This window comes from Labilithrix luteola (assembly GCF_001263205.1).
GTDB classification, from domain to species: Bacteria; Myxococcota_A; Polyangia; order Polyangiales; family Polyangiaceae; genus Labilithrix; species Labilithrix luteola.
In genome coordinates this window covers 9,495,420-9,509,475 of the sequence record NZ_CP012333.1, presented here as the reverse complement: position 1 = coordinate 9,509,475, position 14,056 = coordinate 9,495,420, and the positions used below count along the sequence as shown (strand labels likewise).

The window sequence follows — 14,056 nt, the reverse complement described above, 5'->3', positions numbered from 1 at the left end:
TTCGGGCGGTCTCACTCACTCGAGCCATTGAAAGACCTGAGCGCTGAGATGCGCCCGGAGCGGCTTTCCTGCGTTGTCGATACGCCCGACGAAATGCGCTCGCCCGTTTCCATCGATCGGTGGGTTCTTGCCCTCGCCGAGCCGCCGAGCGTCTTCGAGCCGTTCGAACCATTCGCTCGAAAGGCGGATGGTGCACGCGCCAGCCGCGCATGAATCGACGACGCTGGCATTCGTCTCGGGGTGATCACGCCAAGCGAGCTTCAGCGCGGGCGCGCTCTCCCGATCGACCACGAGCGAGACCATGACGACGGCACGCCAGCACGGTTTGCCTTCAGCACGACAACGAAGCGCGAGCTCGAAATCGCTGACGCCGGACGGCAACTCGACATCAGCTTCGAGCGATGGAGGCGACGACTGCAGGCCCTGCTCCTGATCGAAGACGAACGCGCTCGCCGAAGCAGAATTCGGAGGCGCCGCCGGACGAGAACATCCGACCACAGCTATGGCCAGTAGACAGCGAACCGGCAATCGATGGGACATCGGCCTGCCTACGGGCGACGACATCGGCCTGCCCTCGAGACGTGCAGAGGCCTCACTCGTCGCGCAAGGCCCGGTCGACCGCCTCGACGTCGGCGCCGAGGACCCACACCGTCTTGTCGTTTCGCGTGACGTTCGTGAGGGGGATTGCGCCGCCCGTGCCCGACGCGGCCCGTGCGCGGGCGAAAGCGGCAGGGTTGTCGTCGACGTCGATCACCTCGAAGGAGATCTTCTTGGCGATGAGTCCGCTCTCGAGCGAACGGCACGCACTACACCACTTGGCGCCGTAGATCGTGACGGGCGAAGACGTCAGCGAGGAGACTCCGGCACTGGCGCTCGTCGAAACGGTCGAGACGACGGTGGCGAGAGCAACAGCGGCCGACACGACGATGGCGCGGACAATCCTCACGTCCCGAAGCATAGCGCAGTCACAGGCGCGCGCGTTGGAGATGGTAGCCGTCGACGACGAGCCACTCCTCTCCAGAGGCGCGCCGTTCGGGCATCGCATCGATGTGGAAGTGCGCGGGGAACACCGGAAACACCCAGAGCGAGAAGTCTCGCTCGTGGAAACGCCAGATCTTGCCACCGTAGTGCGTGAGGTCTTTGTTCACGCTGACAGTCCCGTCGGGACGAATCTCGAGTCTGAACGAGGCCCCGCTCCAGATACCGACGAGGTCGCCGTGGGTCGTCGCCAGCTGCTCGCGCGCCGGCGTCGGGACCAGGTACATGTAGACGAACCAGGCAGCCGCAACGACGATGTTCGTGACGACAAGGACCGCAGCGACCGTCGCGCCCCAGGACTTTGCGCGTTCGAACAGCGATGGGCCCGTTACGCGCTCGTCGCCGTTCTCCGCCACCGGCGTTACGCTAGCGCTCGGCGGCAAGGTGCGCCAACTCGTTCCGCCGAGGCCGCTATCTCGTCACTCGTCGTCGCGGTGAAGATAGGGATCGGGGAAGGGCGTCTCTGCCGGCTTCGACAGCATCTCGGCGTACGTTCGCTGCCACGGTTCGCTGTCGTGGAAGCCACCGAGGAGTTGCCACGGCGGACTCACCCCGGGCCATTCACGCTCTAGCCAGGCGCCGAACGCTTCCTCCACATCGCTGCGGATGATCTCGAGCGCGCGGACGTCGTGAAGACAATCGCGCGTGGCGGGCCCGTACCGAGGGTCGTCGAGGTGGACGGAGATCACGAGAACGGCGTTGCGGGGCACCTCGCGTTCCGTGAGCAGGCGCCGCCGAGCGTCGCGCGTCGGGAGCCGTTTCTCGATGGCGGCGGCGATGCCTTCCCAGAAACCGCGCACGTGCGTCCCTCCGTTGGGGGTTCGCTTTCCGTTCACGAGCGCGACCAGTTGGAGGCCAGGTCCTGGGCGCCAAGCGAAGGCCAGATCGAATCGAACCTCACCGGTCGTCGACTGAAACCGCAGCGGTGGATGGTTCAGCTTCGAACGCGTGGCTACTTCGAGCAGCCGGTCCAGCACCCCGCGGCGGTAGACGAGGTTCGTGTCGAGTCCGAGTGTGAGATCGCGAACGAAGGCGCAAAGCCCGGGATACGCGGTTGTGAGGTCGGCAGCGACGCCGATCAACGCATGCGCCGCCAGCGGCTCCGGAAAGCGCGCTGGATCCGCGTGGAACATGACGCACATCTCGTCATCGCTCCACCGCGCCTCGAGCTCGGTCGAGGCGAGTCGCAGCACCTGCAACGAGTCAGTGTGGACAACTCGTGTGCCACGGGGGTCGGCGAGGGCCGCCTGCCACTCGCGGGCCCAGGCGGTCAGCGGCTCTCCCGGCTTTGCCCGAAGAGTGATGCGTCCGCGTTCGCCGACCTCCATCCCGAGTTCCCTGACGCCGGCTCGACGGAGGTCCTCGAAGCACCATTCGACGAGACCGTCCGGCGAAACCTCCCCACCGAGGAACATGCCAGGGCGACGCGCGAAAGACTCGGCGAACTTCTCAGCAGTCCAGCGTTCGGACACCCTTCGATTGTATGACGAAGCTCACCCGAGGGGTCCCATGCGCGCGGCCCAACCTCGCTGGCGGTTTGGCCACGGAACGTCTCGCCGACGCGCCCGTGCACGGGACGACAAAAGCAAAGAGCCCCGGAGTCAAAAAACTCCGAGGCTCAGTTCTCACGTTCGCTCCTGTTTCCAGGGTGGCGACCCCAGCGGGAATCGAACCCGCGTTACCGGCGTGAGAGGCCGATGTCCTAACCGCTAGACGATGGGGCCAGTCCGAAGACAGCCGCCGCGTACGGATGCAGCTGCATCCGCCTACACACAAAAAGCAAAGAGCCCCAGAGTCAAAAGACTCCGAGGCTCAGTTCTCACGTTCGCTCCTGTTTCCAGGATGGCGACCCCAGCGGGAATCGAACCCGCGTTACCGGCGTGAGAGGCCGATGTCCTAACCGCTAGACGATGGGGCCTCTAAACATAAGAAGAAGTAGGAACTAAGAGTGTATCGAGACTGGCTAAGTTAGAGCTCCGAGAAGCTCTAGCTGGGGGACTAGGATTCGAACCTAGATAGACGGAGCCAGAATCCGTCGTCCTGCCATTAGACGATCCCCCACCATCACGCAAACCCAGAAAATTACTCCTGGATCACGGTCCGGTCCGGCGTTGGGTTGTTCACCCAGTGCGCCGAGGGCTCGCGCACCATAGCTTCATCGTATCCATTGTCAACACAATGAATTGCACGACGTTACGATTGTGCGGTTCGGCGCTTGGCCCTCGGCGTTTGGCCCTCCGTGCTCGGTGATTCGCATGCTCGCGCTTCATCGGGCAGGCGTAGGCGTGACCGGTGGTCTCGCTGCGGTTTGTGGCCCTCCGTCACGCGTCGCCGGCAGCCCGCGAGGAAGTCGGCCGGCGCGCGAGCCTTGAGGCGGCGTGTTCGGGCGCGTCGTCGTGGTCGTCGGCCCGGGAGGGTAGGCGGGCCCTGTCGGAACGTTCCGCGGGCTCGCGACCATCCCCGGAGGCGCGAGCGGCGGCGGTGCCGCTGGCGCCGGCGTGGGCGTGGTGTTCGTCGTCGGCCAGGGCGGAACGCGAATGATCGAGGAACGCGACGCGGGCTTCGTCGACGCGTTGGCCTTCGGAACCGAAGGCGCCGTGGGCCGAGTCGTGGGCGGAGGAGGCGCTGCGGTCTCGGACGACTCGCTCCGATCCGGCTCGATGCTCGGAACGAACGGCATGATGGGGAGGGCATCCCGAGGCGCGACCTCCATCGGCGGCGCGTCTTCGACCGGAGCTTCGGAGAGCAGCGTGCGCATCAGCACGACGCCGATGGCCACCGCGGCGAACGCGGTCGCGCCGGGGCGTTGGCCGGCAAGCTTCCGCTCCGCGAACGCGCGGATCGCGGGCAACGTGATGGCCGGAACGACGAGAGCCTTCGCCTTCTTCGCCGCCTTTTGCTCGGCGCGCGCGGTGCGGAGCGACTTTCGTGTGGGCCAGAAGAACGGCTCGGGCTCGACCTTCGCCGGCGACGCATTCGGACGCTTCCGCATGCCGGACTTGTCCTTGACGGCCGCGAGCAGCTTCTTGATTCGTTCGACGCTGCGCGCGCCTTCCTCACCGGCGAAGGGCGCAAGCTTGGTCGCGAGGTCCTCGATGGATTCCGGGCGCTTCTCCGGCTCCTTCGAAAGGCACTGGTTCACGACGCGTGCGAGCTCGTAAGGCGCGTCGGTCAGCAGCGGCGCGGTGTCGAAGATGACGGCGACGAGTACCCCTGACGGCGTGTCTGCGTTGAACGGACGCTTGCCGGTGATGAGCTCGTAGAGGATGACGCCGAGCGCCCACACGTCCGAGTGCGGGCCTACGCGTTCGGGCTCGCGGATCTGTTCCGGAGCGAGGTACGCGGGCGTCGCGACGAACGCCGACGTGCCCTCGTCGCCCATCGACGCGATCGGGCTGGTCATGCCGAAGTCGAGGATCTTCAGAACGCGCGGAGGAAACGGTGCGCCAGGCGCAGCCCCCGTTTCACGACGCTTCTTGGCGACGTCCGACAGCAGGAGGTTCTTCGGACGGATGTCGCCGTGGATGATGCCCGCGGCATGCGCTTCGGCGAGGCCCTCACAAGCCTCGAGGATCCAGCGCGTGGCCTCGGGGAAGGGGAGCTGCTCCCGCGCCTCGAGCTCTTCCTCGAGCGTGGTCCCTTCGAGGCGCTCAGTCGCGACGAAGTTCATCCCATCGTCGGTGTTGCCGATCTCGACGATGGGCACGACGTGCTCGCCGTGCAGATCGGCGGCCGCACGGGCTCGACCGAGGCGCTGCTCGACCGCCTCGGTTTGCTCGGGGGTATACGCCGCCAGCAGTTTGAGCGTGACCGGCTTACGGAGGTGTACGTGGCGCGCGGCCACGGTCACGCCGGATGGGCTCGATGAAAGAAGCTCTTCCACTCGATAACGGGCCGCCACCATCTGGCCCGGGTTCACGGGGAGGGCCTCAGGGGGCGGACGGACCTCGCCACCCCCGGCCTGCTGGTTTCCTTTGCGAACTTTTGCCGCCATCACTCACCTCTGCCGGGCTGGCCGCGCAGCCCTGGCGGAGATGCCTACGCAGCAATCAAGCCAGCAGAACCATTATGTTTTCGAGAGCTCATCGAGGGCGCTTTGTCCCGTGCGCATTTTCCGATGTGACGTGTCGGCCCGGTGTCGCACGACAAGCGCGAGCATTGATCGCGTCCGCGCCCTTGACGTCGCGTTTCAGAGGCATAGGTTTGCCCGCGCCCGGTTCTGGCACTCACCCCATACGAGTGCTAGCAAGCGCCCAGGCACGCACCTCAACCACGGGAATTAGCTCATGAAGATTCGCCCCCTCGCCGACCGGCTCGTCGTCAAGCGCACGCAGGAAGAAGAGAAGACCAAGGGAGGGATCATCATCCCCGACACCGCGAAGGAGAAGCCGCTCGAGGGTGTCGTCGTGGCCGTCGGTTCCGGCAAGGCGCTCAAGAACGGCAAGGTCGTCGCCCTCGACGTGAAGGAAGGCGACAAGGTCCTGTTCGGCAAGTACTCGGGCACCGAGGTCAAGGTCGAAGGCGAGGAGCTCGTGCTCCTTCGTGAGGAAGACGTCCTCGCGGTCTTCACCAAGTAATTCGAAGAGGAGAGACCAGTCATGAGCGCAAAGCAGATCGTCTACAGCCGCAACGCACGCGGTCGCATCCTCCACGGCGTGAACCTCCTCGCGGACGCGGTGAAGGTCACCCTCGGCCCCAAGGGTCGTAACGTCGTCATCGAGAAGAGCTTCGGCGCCCCCGTCGTCACCAAGGACGGCGTCACGGTCGCGAAGGAAATCGAGCTCGGCGACAAGTTCGAGAACATGGGCGCGCAGATGGTGCGCGAGGTCGCGAGCAAGACGAGCGACAAGGCCGGCGACGGCACCACCACGGCGACCGTCCTCGCCCAGGCCATCTACACCCAGGGCCTCATGCTCGTCGAAGCGGGCCACAACCCGATGGAGCTGAAGCGCGGCATCGACCTCGCCGTCAGCGCCATCGTCGCCGAGATCAAGAAGCTCGCGACGCCGACGAAGGACAAGCAGCACATCGCCCAGGTCGGCACGATCAGCGCCAACGGCGACCGCAGCATCGGCGAGATGCTCGCTGACGCGATGGAGAAGGTCGGCAAGGAAGGCGTCATCACGGTCGAAGAAGCGAAGGGCATGGAGTCCTCGCTCGACGTGGTCGAAGGCATGCAGTTCGACCGCGGCTACCTCTCGCCGTACTTCGTGACCAACACGGAGAAGATGACGGCCGAGATCGACAACCCCTACATCCTGATCAGCGAGAAGAAGATCAGCGTGATGCAGGACATCATCCCGCTGCTCGAGCAGATCGCGCGCGAGGGTCGTCCGCTCGTCATCATCGCGGAAGACGTCGAGGGCGAGGCGCTTGCCACGCTCGTCGTCAACAAGCTCCGTGGCGCGCTCAAGGTCTGCGCGATCAAGGCGCCGGGCTTCGGCGATCGCCGCAAGGAGATGCTCAAGGACATCGCGATCCTGACCGGCGGTCAGGTCGTCAGCGACGACCTCGGCATCAAGCTCGAGTCGCTCGGCCTCAAGGATCTCGGCACGGCGAAGCGCATCAACGTCGACAAGGACAACACGACCATCGTCGACGGCGCCGGCAACCAGGGCGAGATCAAGGCCCGCGTCGAGACGATCCGCAAGCAGATCGAGAACACGACGTCGGACTACGACCGCGAGAAGCTCCAGGAGCGCCTCGCGAAGCTCGCGGGCGGCGTGGCGGTGGTCAAGGTCGGCGCTGCGACCGAGACCGAGATGAAGGAGAAGAAGGCCCGCGTCGAAGACGCGCTCCACGCGACGCGTGCGGCGGTCGAAGAGGGCATCGTCCCCGGCGGCGGCGTCGCGCTCCTCCGCGCGAGCAAGGTGCTCGACGGCCTCAAGGCCGAAGGCGAGCAGCAGTTCGGCATCAACCTCGTCCGCCGCTCGGTCGAGGAGCCCCTCCGCCAGATCTCGAAGAACGCGGGCCAGGAAGGCTCCGTCGTCGTCGAGAAGGTCCGCTCGCAGACGGGCTCGTTCGGCTTCAACGCCGCGACGGACACGTTCGAAGACCTCGTCAAGGCCGGCGTCATCGACCCCGCGAAGGTCGTTCGCTCGGCCCTCGAGTTCGCGGCCAGCGTCTCGGGCATGATGCTCACCACGGAAGCTCTCATCGCCGACAAGCCGAAGAAGGAAAAGGCCGGCGGCGGCGCGGGCGGCGGCATGGGTGGAATGGGCGGCATGGGTGGAATGGGCGGCATGGGCGGCATGGGCGACTTCGACATGGATTGATCGAAGCTGCCGGCTGACTCCTAAAGCCGACACGGACGAGAGCCTCGGTGCAGAGCCGGGGCTCTCTTCTTTTTGTCCGCGCACGCGCCTACATCCGCGCTTGCGACGCGGCAGGGAGGGCCCCTGTGGTGATTCACTGCGCATGATCCGTTCGCCGCGATTCGCGTGCCGATCTGTGTCACGTCCCCCGCGACGCCCTGAGAAATCCGCGCCCCGCGAAGGCACATGGTTTGCTCCTCAGCGCGCGCGAAAGGCGAAGAGGCGATGCGAAACCTGCGAAGAGCGCTGCGGGCGTTTGGAGTAAGCGTCGTCATTGGAGCGATGGCCCTCGGGTGCAGCTCGGGCCAGTCATCAGGGCCGTCGTCGTCGCATGCGGACGGCGGCGGGAAGGCCGTCTCCACCACGATCTCGCCGGCGCGACAGGCGGAGCTCGATGCCATGCAAGCGCGGCTCGACGAGGTGAAGAACCTCGACGCCGCGGGATTCGCCGCGAAGTACAACGTGCCGTTCGTCACATCGCTCGGCTACGACCCGCTCACGGCCCACGGGCTCGACCTCGTTGGTTCGTCGAGCTTCGCGCTCACCGATACCGAGAAGTCGGCGCTCGGCGCGAACGGCTTCGTGACGACGAACCGCAAGCGCTTCCCGTCGTTCATCTACGGCTACGAAACCATCTACGCCGACGATCTGCCGGTCTACCTCTCGGCCGACTCGATTCTCTACGCCGTCCACGACTCGTTCGACGACATCTTGAAGCTCGTCGAGGGAGAATCGCTTCGTCCGAAGCTGCACGATCTCCTCGCAGGTATGCGTGCGTCGCTCGCCGCGGGCGGTGGAGCAGCCTTTCCGGCGGCCGCGCGCGCCAATGCGGATCTGTATCTCTCGGTCGCCGCGAGCCTCCTCGACGGCACATTCTCTCCGCCTGTGGCAGGTGGAGACGCGACCTCCGCCAAGGCCTTGTTCGATGGCGCGACGGCCGGGGAGGGGATGCGCAACATCGAGCTCTTCGGCGTCGACCGCGACATCGACTTTTCGCAGTTCAAGCCGCGCGGCCACTACACCGAGTCGACGGCGCTTCAAACGTACTTCCGCGCCACCATGTGGCTCGGGCGCATCGAGTTCCGCATTCTCGAGACCCAGCCCGATCACACGCAGGTCTTCCGCCGTTCACAGCTCGAGGCGGCCTACGTGCTGCGCGCGCTCATCGACGGTGCCGGCTTGTCCAACTGGCAGAACATCGACTCCGTCATCGGAGCGTTCGTCGGCGAACCCGACAACATGACGCTGCCGCAGCTCGATAGCCTCCTTGCCGATCTCCACCTGTCCGACGCCGCCTCGCTCACCGGAGTGTCCGACACCGCCATCGCGCAAGCCGTCGTCAACGGCGGGTACGGCGCGCAGCGCATCTCCAGCCAGATCATGGTCAACGGCCTCGGGAGCGGGACGATGCCGCTCTCGAGCACGTTCCTCCTTCTTGGACAGCGCTACGTCCTCGACAGCCATGTCTTCTCGAACGTCGTCTACGATCGCGTGGCCCACGGCAACGCCATGCGCATGATGCCGAACCCGCTCGACATCGGCTTCGCCGCGCTCGGCAACGACCACGCGGGCATGCTGCTCGGCCCCGAGCTCACGCGCTACTCGTATGCTCCGGACCTGGCCTCGATGCGCGTTCTTGCCGATGCCCATCCGCAGGAGTACTGGGAGGGCAGTCTCTACACGGAGTGGCTCTCGCTGCTCCGCACGCTGTCGCCCACGGCCAGCACCATCTCCGATCCTGGAGCGGCCGGCCTGCCGCGCGTGACCGGCACCGAGCCCTGGGGTCGTCGTCTGCTCAACACCCAGCTGGCATCCTGGGCCGAGCTACGGCACGACACGATCCTCTACACGAAGCAGTCGTACACGGGCGCGGCAAGCTGCGAGTATCCCGACGCGTACGTCGAGCCGTACCCGGAGTTCTATGCGAAGCTCGCGGCCTTTGCATCGCGCGGCACGGCGGCGATCGCGAACGCAAACCTCCCGAACCCTGCCTCGGTTTCCGCGATCACCACGTATTTCGACAAGCTGCGCTCCGTGGCGGGCATCCTCGAGGCGATGGCCAAGAACCAGCGCACGGGCGCTCCTCACACGGCCGAGCAGCTCGCGTTCGTGAACCAGCTCACCTTCACTCAGGGCTGCGGGTCGCTCGCCGACTTCGACGGCTGGTACGCCCAGCTCTTCTTCAATCGGGCGCTCGCGATCGAGTTCGATCCCGTCGTCGCCGACGTCCACACGCAGCCGACCGACGAAGGTGGATCGCCGGTCGGTCGCGTCCTTCACGTCGGAACGGGAACGCCCCGCGCGATGGTGGTGACCGTCGAGACGTGCTCGGGTCCGCGGGCTTACGTTGGCCTCACCTCGAGCTACCACGAGAAGATCACGGAGAGCTTCCAACGGCTCACGGACGCCGAGTGGCAGCCGCTGGTCGGAGCCGGTCTCCCGGACGTTTCGTGGATGACCGACCTCGTGCAGCAGTGACGCGAGGCGGTCGTGCCGCCTGCGCCGACCGCGCCTTAGAAACGCAAAAGGCCCCAGCACGGCAGCGCTGGGGCCCATGGTTCGCGTCGATTCGAGGTCGTACGCGAGCGGGAAGTCGGAGCTTCGAAAAGCTGGAAACGACGCGAACGGAATCAGAGAAGCTCCTTGATCTCCTTGTCGATCTCGGCCTCTTCACCGTCGTGGTAGCCCTTGTGGACGTGCTTCACCATGCCGTCCTTACCGACGATGTACATCGACGGCATGTTCTCGGGCTTGTACTGGTCGGCGATCTTGTGGCCCTCGTCCCAGCCGACCGGGAACTTCGCGCCATGCGTCTTGGCGAAGTCGGGGATGCCGCCCTTCTCGTCGTCGACAGAAACCGCAGCGATCTCGAGGCCGCTCGCCTTGTACTTCGTGTAAAGGTCCTGGTACTTCGGGAACGACTTCTTGCAGGGCTCACACCACGTTGCCCAGAAGTCGACGAGCGTGACCTTGCCGGGGGCGACGGCAACCTTGCCCTGACCGTTCAGCGAATCGATCGAGAAGGTCGGCGCCTTGTCCCCCTCCTTGATGCCTTTGCCCGAGTCTTTCGCACTCGTAGCGTCTTTTGCACCTTCGCCACCGCAGGCGGGGAGCCCTGCGAGCGCGAACAACGAGAGAGCTGAGAGAGCGGCGAGCTTCGCCGGGATTCGCATGCGCATGACCGAGGAGTCTACAGTTAACCGCGAGAATTGTGGGGGCCGGTTTTTGACTTGCTGGAAAACTCGCGGCTAAGCTCCTGTCAGCCGATGAGCCCCCAAGTCCACAGTCTCTGGAGCGATCCGTGCAGCTCCGCGTAGTCGGATGCCACGGTGGGGAGACTCCGAAGCACCGCACGAGCGCGTTCCTCCTCGACGACCGGCTCGCCATCGATGCCGGCTCGCTCACGAGCGGCCTCGACCTCGGCTTGCAAGCCAAGCTCGAAGCGGTGCTCGTCAGCCACGCCCATCTCGACCACATCCGAGACCTCGCCACCATCGCGGACAACCGCGTGCAGCTCGGCTGCGAGCCGCTCCTCGTCGTGGGCGTCCAGGGGACGATCGACGTCCTCAAGACCCACTTCTTCAACAACCTCCTTTGGCCTGATTTTGCGGCCATTCCGTCGAAGAAGCACCCCACCATCCGGTACAAGGTCCTCAAGCCCGAAAAGCGCGTGGAGATCGCCGGCTATGGAGTCCGCGCGATCGAAGTGAACCACACGATCGACACCTGCGCGTTCATCGTCGACAAGAACGGCGCCTCGATGGCGTACAGCGGCGACACCGGGCCGACGGATCGACTCTGGGAGGTGCTCTCGAAGGAGAAGGACCTTCGCGCCCTGCTGATGGAAGTCAGCTTCCCGAACGAGCAGCAGCGCATCGCCACGGTGAGCGGGCACCACACGCCGAAGACGCTTCACGCGGACCTGATGAAGTACGTCCGCCCGGCCGATCTTCCGACGCTGCTCTACCACATCAAACCGGCCTTCCAGCGACAGGTCGAGGAGCAGTGCGCCAAGCTCAAGGGCGTGAACCTCTCGGTCCTGCGTCTCGGCGAGCAGCTGATCCTCTAGCGCTCGTTCGCGCTCGTCCTCTCGTCCTCCTGAGGATGCCTGCCTTCGCGGGCACCGGATTTCAGGGGGGCGCCACACTCCTGTCCCTTCTTATCCCGCTTTCCAGGTGCTATGTGGGCACGTTCCCGTGTCCGACGCATCTGAAGCCCGATCCGACGAACCCCAGGTCCTTGGCCTCGAAGACGACGCAGAGGCGACGCGAATCGTCCGCGAAGAGCTGCGCTTGCTCGAGGTCGTCGCAAAGGCGCTCGGGCCCGAAGCCCAGCCGTCAGCCGACGCTAGCGCAACCGGTTCGACGCCGCCTGGCGCCCCGAACCTGGCAGAGCTGCTCGCCGAAGACGACCGCCGCTTGCTCGAGCTTCGCGACGCCGCCGCGTCCGCCAAGCCCGAAGATCTTCCGGCCCTGCTCGAGCAGATGCACCACCTCGGCGCGCTCAGGGCGCAGCGAGGCAAGGCATCGTCCGGCGCCGTCGATCGCAAGACGCCGTACTTCGCTCATCTGAGGCTCGAAGAAAGCGTCAACGTGCGCGGCCGCGCCGGGAGCAAAGAGCGCCGTCGCGACATCCTCGTCGGCTCGCGCCAATACGTCGACGCCGGCTCCGGCGTCCGCATCGTCGACTGGCGTAACGCGCCGGTCAGTCGGATCTTCTACCGCTACCGCGAAGAGGACTCCTACGAGGAGACGCTGGGCGATCAGCTGGTCGAGGGAACCGTCACCGCGCGTCGTACCGTGGCCATCGTCGATGGTGAGCTTCGCAAGGTGACCTCGCCGCAGGGCACGTTCGTGCGTGATGCGAGCGGCCTTTGGCGTCGGGCCGAGCCGCAGACGGCGCGCCTCCGGCTGCCGGGGCGCGAGCGCTCTGCGACAGCCGCAGCGCCGGAGCGCATCAACAAGTCGACCTCGCCCGATCGTCTCCTTCCGGCGATCGCCGCCATGCTCGACAAGGAGCAGTACGATCTCATCACGCGTCCTGGCACGGGCCTCGTCGCCATCCAGGGCAGCGCCGGCAGCGGCAAGACCACGGTCGGTCTCCACCGCGTGGCCTTCCTCCATGCCTCCAGCCCGAATCGGTTCCGGCCGGAGCGCATGCTCGTCATCGTCCCCAACGAGGCGCTCATCCACTACACGAGCCGCGTTCTTCCGGAGCTCGGCGTCTCGGGCGTGCCCGTCATGACGTTCGCGCGCTGGTCGGTGCGCGTGCTGCACGACATCTTCCCGAAGCTTCCGAGCGCCATCAGCGACGAGACCCCGCCGCTCGTGTCGCGCGTGAAGAACCACCCCGCGATGCTTCTCGCCGTCGACGAGATCGCGAGCGAGGTCACCGCGCGTCTCGACACGAAGGTCGAAGCGGCGATGGCCAGGTGGCCCGACGGCAAGCTGGTCGTTCAGGCATGGAAGGCCTCGAAGGGCGCGCCCGATCGCCGGGTCACGCAGCTCTCGCAGTGGGTGGCCGGCAAGCGCGAGCTCGGCAAAACGTCCGGCTCGGGCCTGCCCGAGGTCACGCGCAGTGCGGTCGTCGCTCTCGGTCAGGAGATGCGGAGCGACTCGCGCGCCGTGCTCGCCTCGTGGGACGACGTCACCACGAACCGCGCACGCCTCGACAAGCACTTCGGGAGCTACTTCGGTAAGGGGCAGCTCGATCAGGTTCACGAGTGGTGCGTGCGTCAGGCGCGCATCCGCGTGGAAGGGGAGCGCGACGGCGCCACCGCGTCGCTGGATTCCGAGGACTACCCGCTCATCCTGCGCCTCTTCCAGGTGCTCCGCGGCCCGCTCCTCGACGTTCAGGGCAACCCGCTCACGGTCAGCCACCTCTTCGTCGACGAAGTGCAGGACGCGAGCCCGGTCGAGCTCAAGATCCTCCTCGATCTCGCGTCGGGCACCAAGGACGATGCCCATGATCCGAGCCAGCTCTCCGTCACGCTCGCGGGCGACGTGGCCCAGCGCATGCGCGAGGAAGACGACGTCCACGTCGCCTTCGATTGGGACGCGACGCTCAAGGAGCTCGGCGTTCCGGGCGGCGCCGGCATGATCGAGCCGCTCAAGGTCAGCTACCGCTCGACCGCCGAGATCACGTCGTTCGCGCAGGGCGTCCTCGGACCGCTCGCGCACGAAGCCGAGCCGATTGCGAACCGTCATGGTCCGCCCGTCGAGCTCTTCACGTTCGGCTCGACCGGCGAAGCGGTGGCGTTCCTCGCCGACGCCCTTCGCGAGCTCGCGCTCGACGAGCCGGACGCGAACGTCGCACTTCTCACGCGCTTCCCGCAGCAGGCGGAGGTCTACTACGAAGGCCTCATGCGTGCGGAGGTCCCCAACGTGCGGCGCGTGCGTCGCCAGGACTTCACCTGGGAACGCGGCTTCGACGTCACCGACGTTCGCCAGACGAAGGGCCTCGAGTTCGACGAGGTCATCCTGCTCGACACCACCGCCGCGAGCTACCCGGAGACGCCCCAAGCGCGTCAGGCCTTGTACGTCGGTGCGACGCGCGCGGCCTATCAGCTCTGGTGCATCACGAGCGAGACGCCCTCGAAGCTCGTCACGAGCTCGCTTCCGCCCGATCAGCCCACTACCTGAGTGGTCTTCGACGTCTTGGCAGCACGCCGAAACGTGACCGCCTTCGGGTCACGTCGTATGGTT

Annotated in this window: 11 protein-coding genes and 3 tRNA genes; 5 read left to right on the top strand and 9 right to left on the bottom strand. The window is 66.0% G+C overall.

From position 1 onward, the window contains the following. Positions 1–15: 15 nt before the first annotated feature. The 8 genes from AKJ09_RS41190 to AKJ09_RS41155 form a co-directional block, all read right to left on the bottom strand. Positions 16–540 (bottom strand): hypothetical protein, encoded by a 525-nt coding sequence (locus AKJ09_RS41190; protein ID WP_169928275.1) that lies wholly within the window; start codon positions 538–540, stop codon positions 16–18. Positions 541–592: 52 nt separating this feature from the next. Further along, positions 593–946 carry a glutaredoxin family protein gene (locus AKJ09_RS41185; protein ID WP_169928274.1) on the bottom strand — a complete coding sequence of 118 codons (354 nt, stop codon included), beginning with the start codon at positions 944–946 and terminating at the stop codon, positions 593–595. Between the two features lie 19 nt (positions 947–965). Continuing rightward, complete coding sequence (locus AKJ09_RS41180; protein WP_146653310.1) at positions 966–1,394, bottom strand: hypothetical protein; 429 nt, start codon at positions 1,392–1,394, stop codon at positions 966–968. 63 nt (positions 1,395–1,457) lie between these two features. Beyond that, positions 1,458–2,510, bottom strand: a complete 1,053-nt coding sequence (locus AKJ09_RS41175) for a DNA topoisomerase subunit B (protein ID WP_146653309.1) — start codon at positions 2,508–2,510, stop codon at positions 1,458–1,460. 177 nt (positions 2,511–2,687) lie between these two features. Next, positions 2,688–2,762 (bottom strand) — tRNA-Glu (locus AKJ09_RS41170). A 119-nt stretch (positions 2,763–2,881) separates the two neighbouring features. After that, a tRNA-Glu gene (locus tag AKJ09_RS41165) sits at positions 2,882–2,956 on the bottom strand. A 72-nt stretch (positions 2,957–3,028) separates the two neighbouring features. Further along, a tRNA-Gln gene (locus tag AKJ09_RS41160) sits at positions 3,029–3,099 on the bottom strand. A gap of 205 nt (positions 3,100–3,304) precedes the next feature. Then, entirely contained in the window at positions 3,305–5,032 is a 1,728-nt protein-coding gene (locus AKJ09_RS41155; RefSeq protein WP_146653308.1) for a serine/threonine-protein kinase, read from the bottom strand. 292 nt (positions 5,033–5,324) lie between these two features. Here AKJ09_RS41155 and groES point away from each other — a divergent pair, with 292 nt between their 5' ends. From groES to AKJ09_RS41140, 3 genes are all read left to right on the top strand, one after another. After that, positions 5,325–5,615 carry a co-chaperone GroES gene (gene groES / locus AKJ09_RS41150; RefSeq protein ID WP_146653307.1) on the top strand — a complete coding sequence of 97 codons (291 nt, stop codon included), beginning with the start codon at positions 5,325–5,327 and terminating at the stop codon, positions 5,613–5,615. Between the two features lie 21 nt (positions 5,616–5,636). Then, positions 5,637–7,313 carry a chaperonin GroEL gene (gene groL, locus AKJ09_RS41145; RefSeq protein ID WP_146653306.1) on the top strand — a complete coding sequence of 559 codons (1,677 nt, stop codon included), beginning with the start codon at positions 5,637–5,639 and terminating at the stop codon, positions 7,311–7,313. A gap of 264 nt (positions 7,314–7,577) precedes the next feature. Beyond that, entirely contained in the window at positions 7,578–9,830 is a 2,253-nt protein-coding gene (locus tag AKJ09_RS41140; protein ID WP_146653305.1) for a DUF3160 domain-containing protein, read from the top strand. Between the two features lie 152 nt (positions 9,831–9,982). Here the strand turns inward: AKJ09_RS41140 and AKJ09_RS41135 are convergent, their stop codons facing one another. After that, positions 9,983–10,531 carry a TlpA family protein disulfide reductase gene (locus tag AKJ09_RS41135; RefSeq protein ID WP_146653304.1) on the bottom strand — a complete coding sequence of 183 codons (549 nt, stop codon included), beginning with the start codon at positions 10,529–10,531 and terminating at the stop codon, positions 9,983–9,985. 122 nt (positions 10,532–10,653) lie between these two features. Here AKJ09_RS41135 and AKJ09_RS41130 point away from each other — a divergent pair, with 122 nt between their 5' ends. Both AKJ09_RS41130 and AKJ09_RS41125 read left to right on the top strand, forming a co-directional pair. Then, complete coding sequence (locus tag AKJ09_RS41130; protein ID WP_146653303.1) at positions 10,654–11,421, top strand: MBL fold metallo-hydrolase; 768 nt, start codon at positions 10,654–10,656, stop codon at positions 11,419–11,421. A 127-nt stretch (positions 11,422–11,548) separates the two neighbouring features. Then, entirely contained in the window at positions 11,549–13,993 is a 2,445-nt protein-coding gene (locus AKJ09_RS41125; RefSeq protein WP_146653302.1) for an ATP-binding domain-containing protein, read from the top strand. Positions 13,994–14,056: the final 63 nt, after the last annotated feature.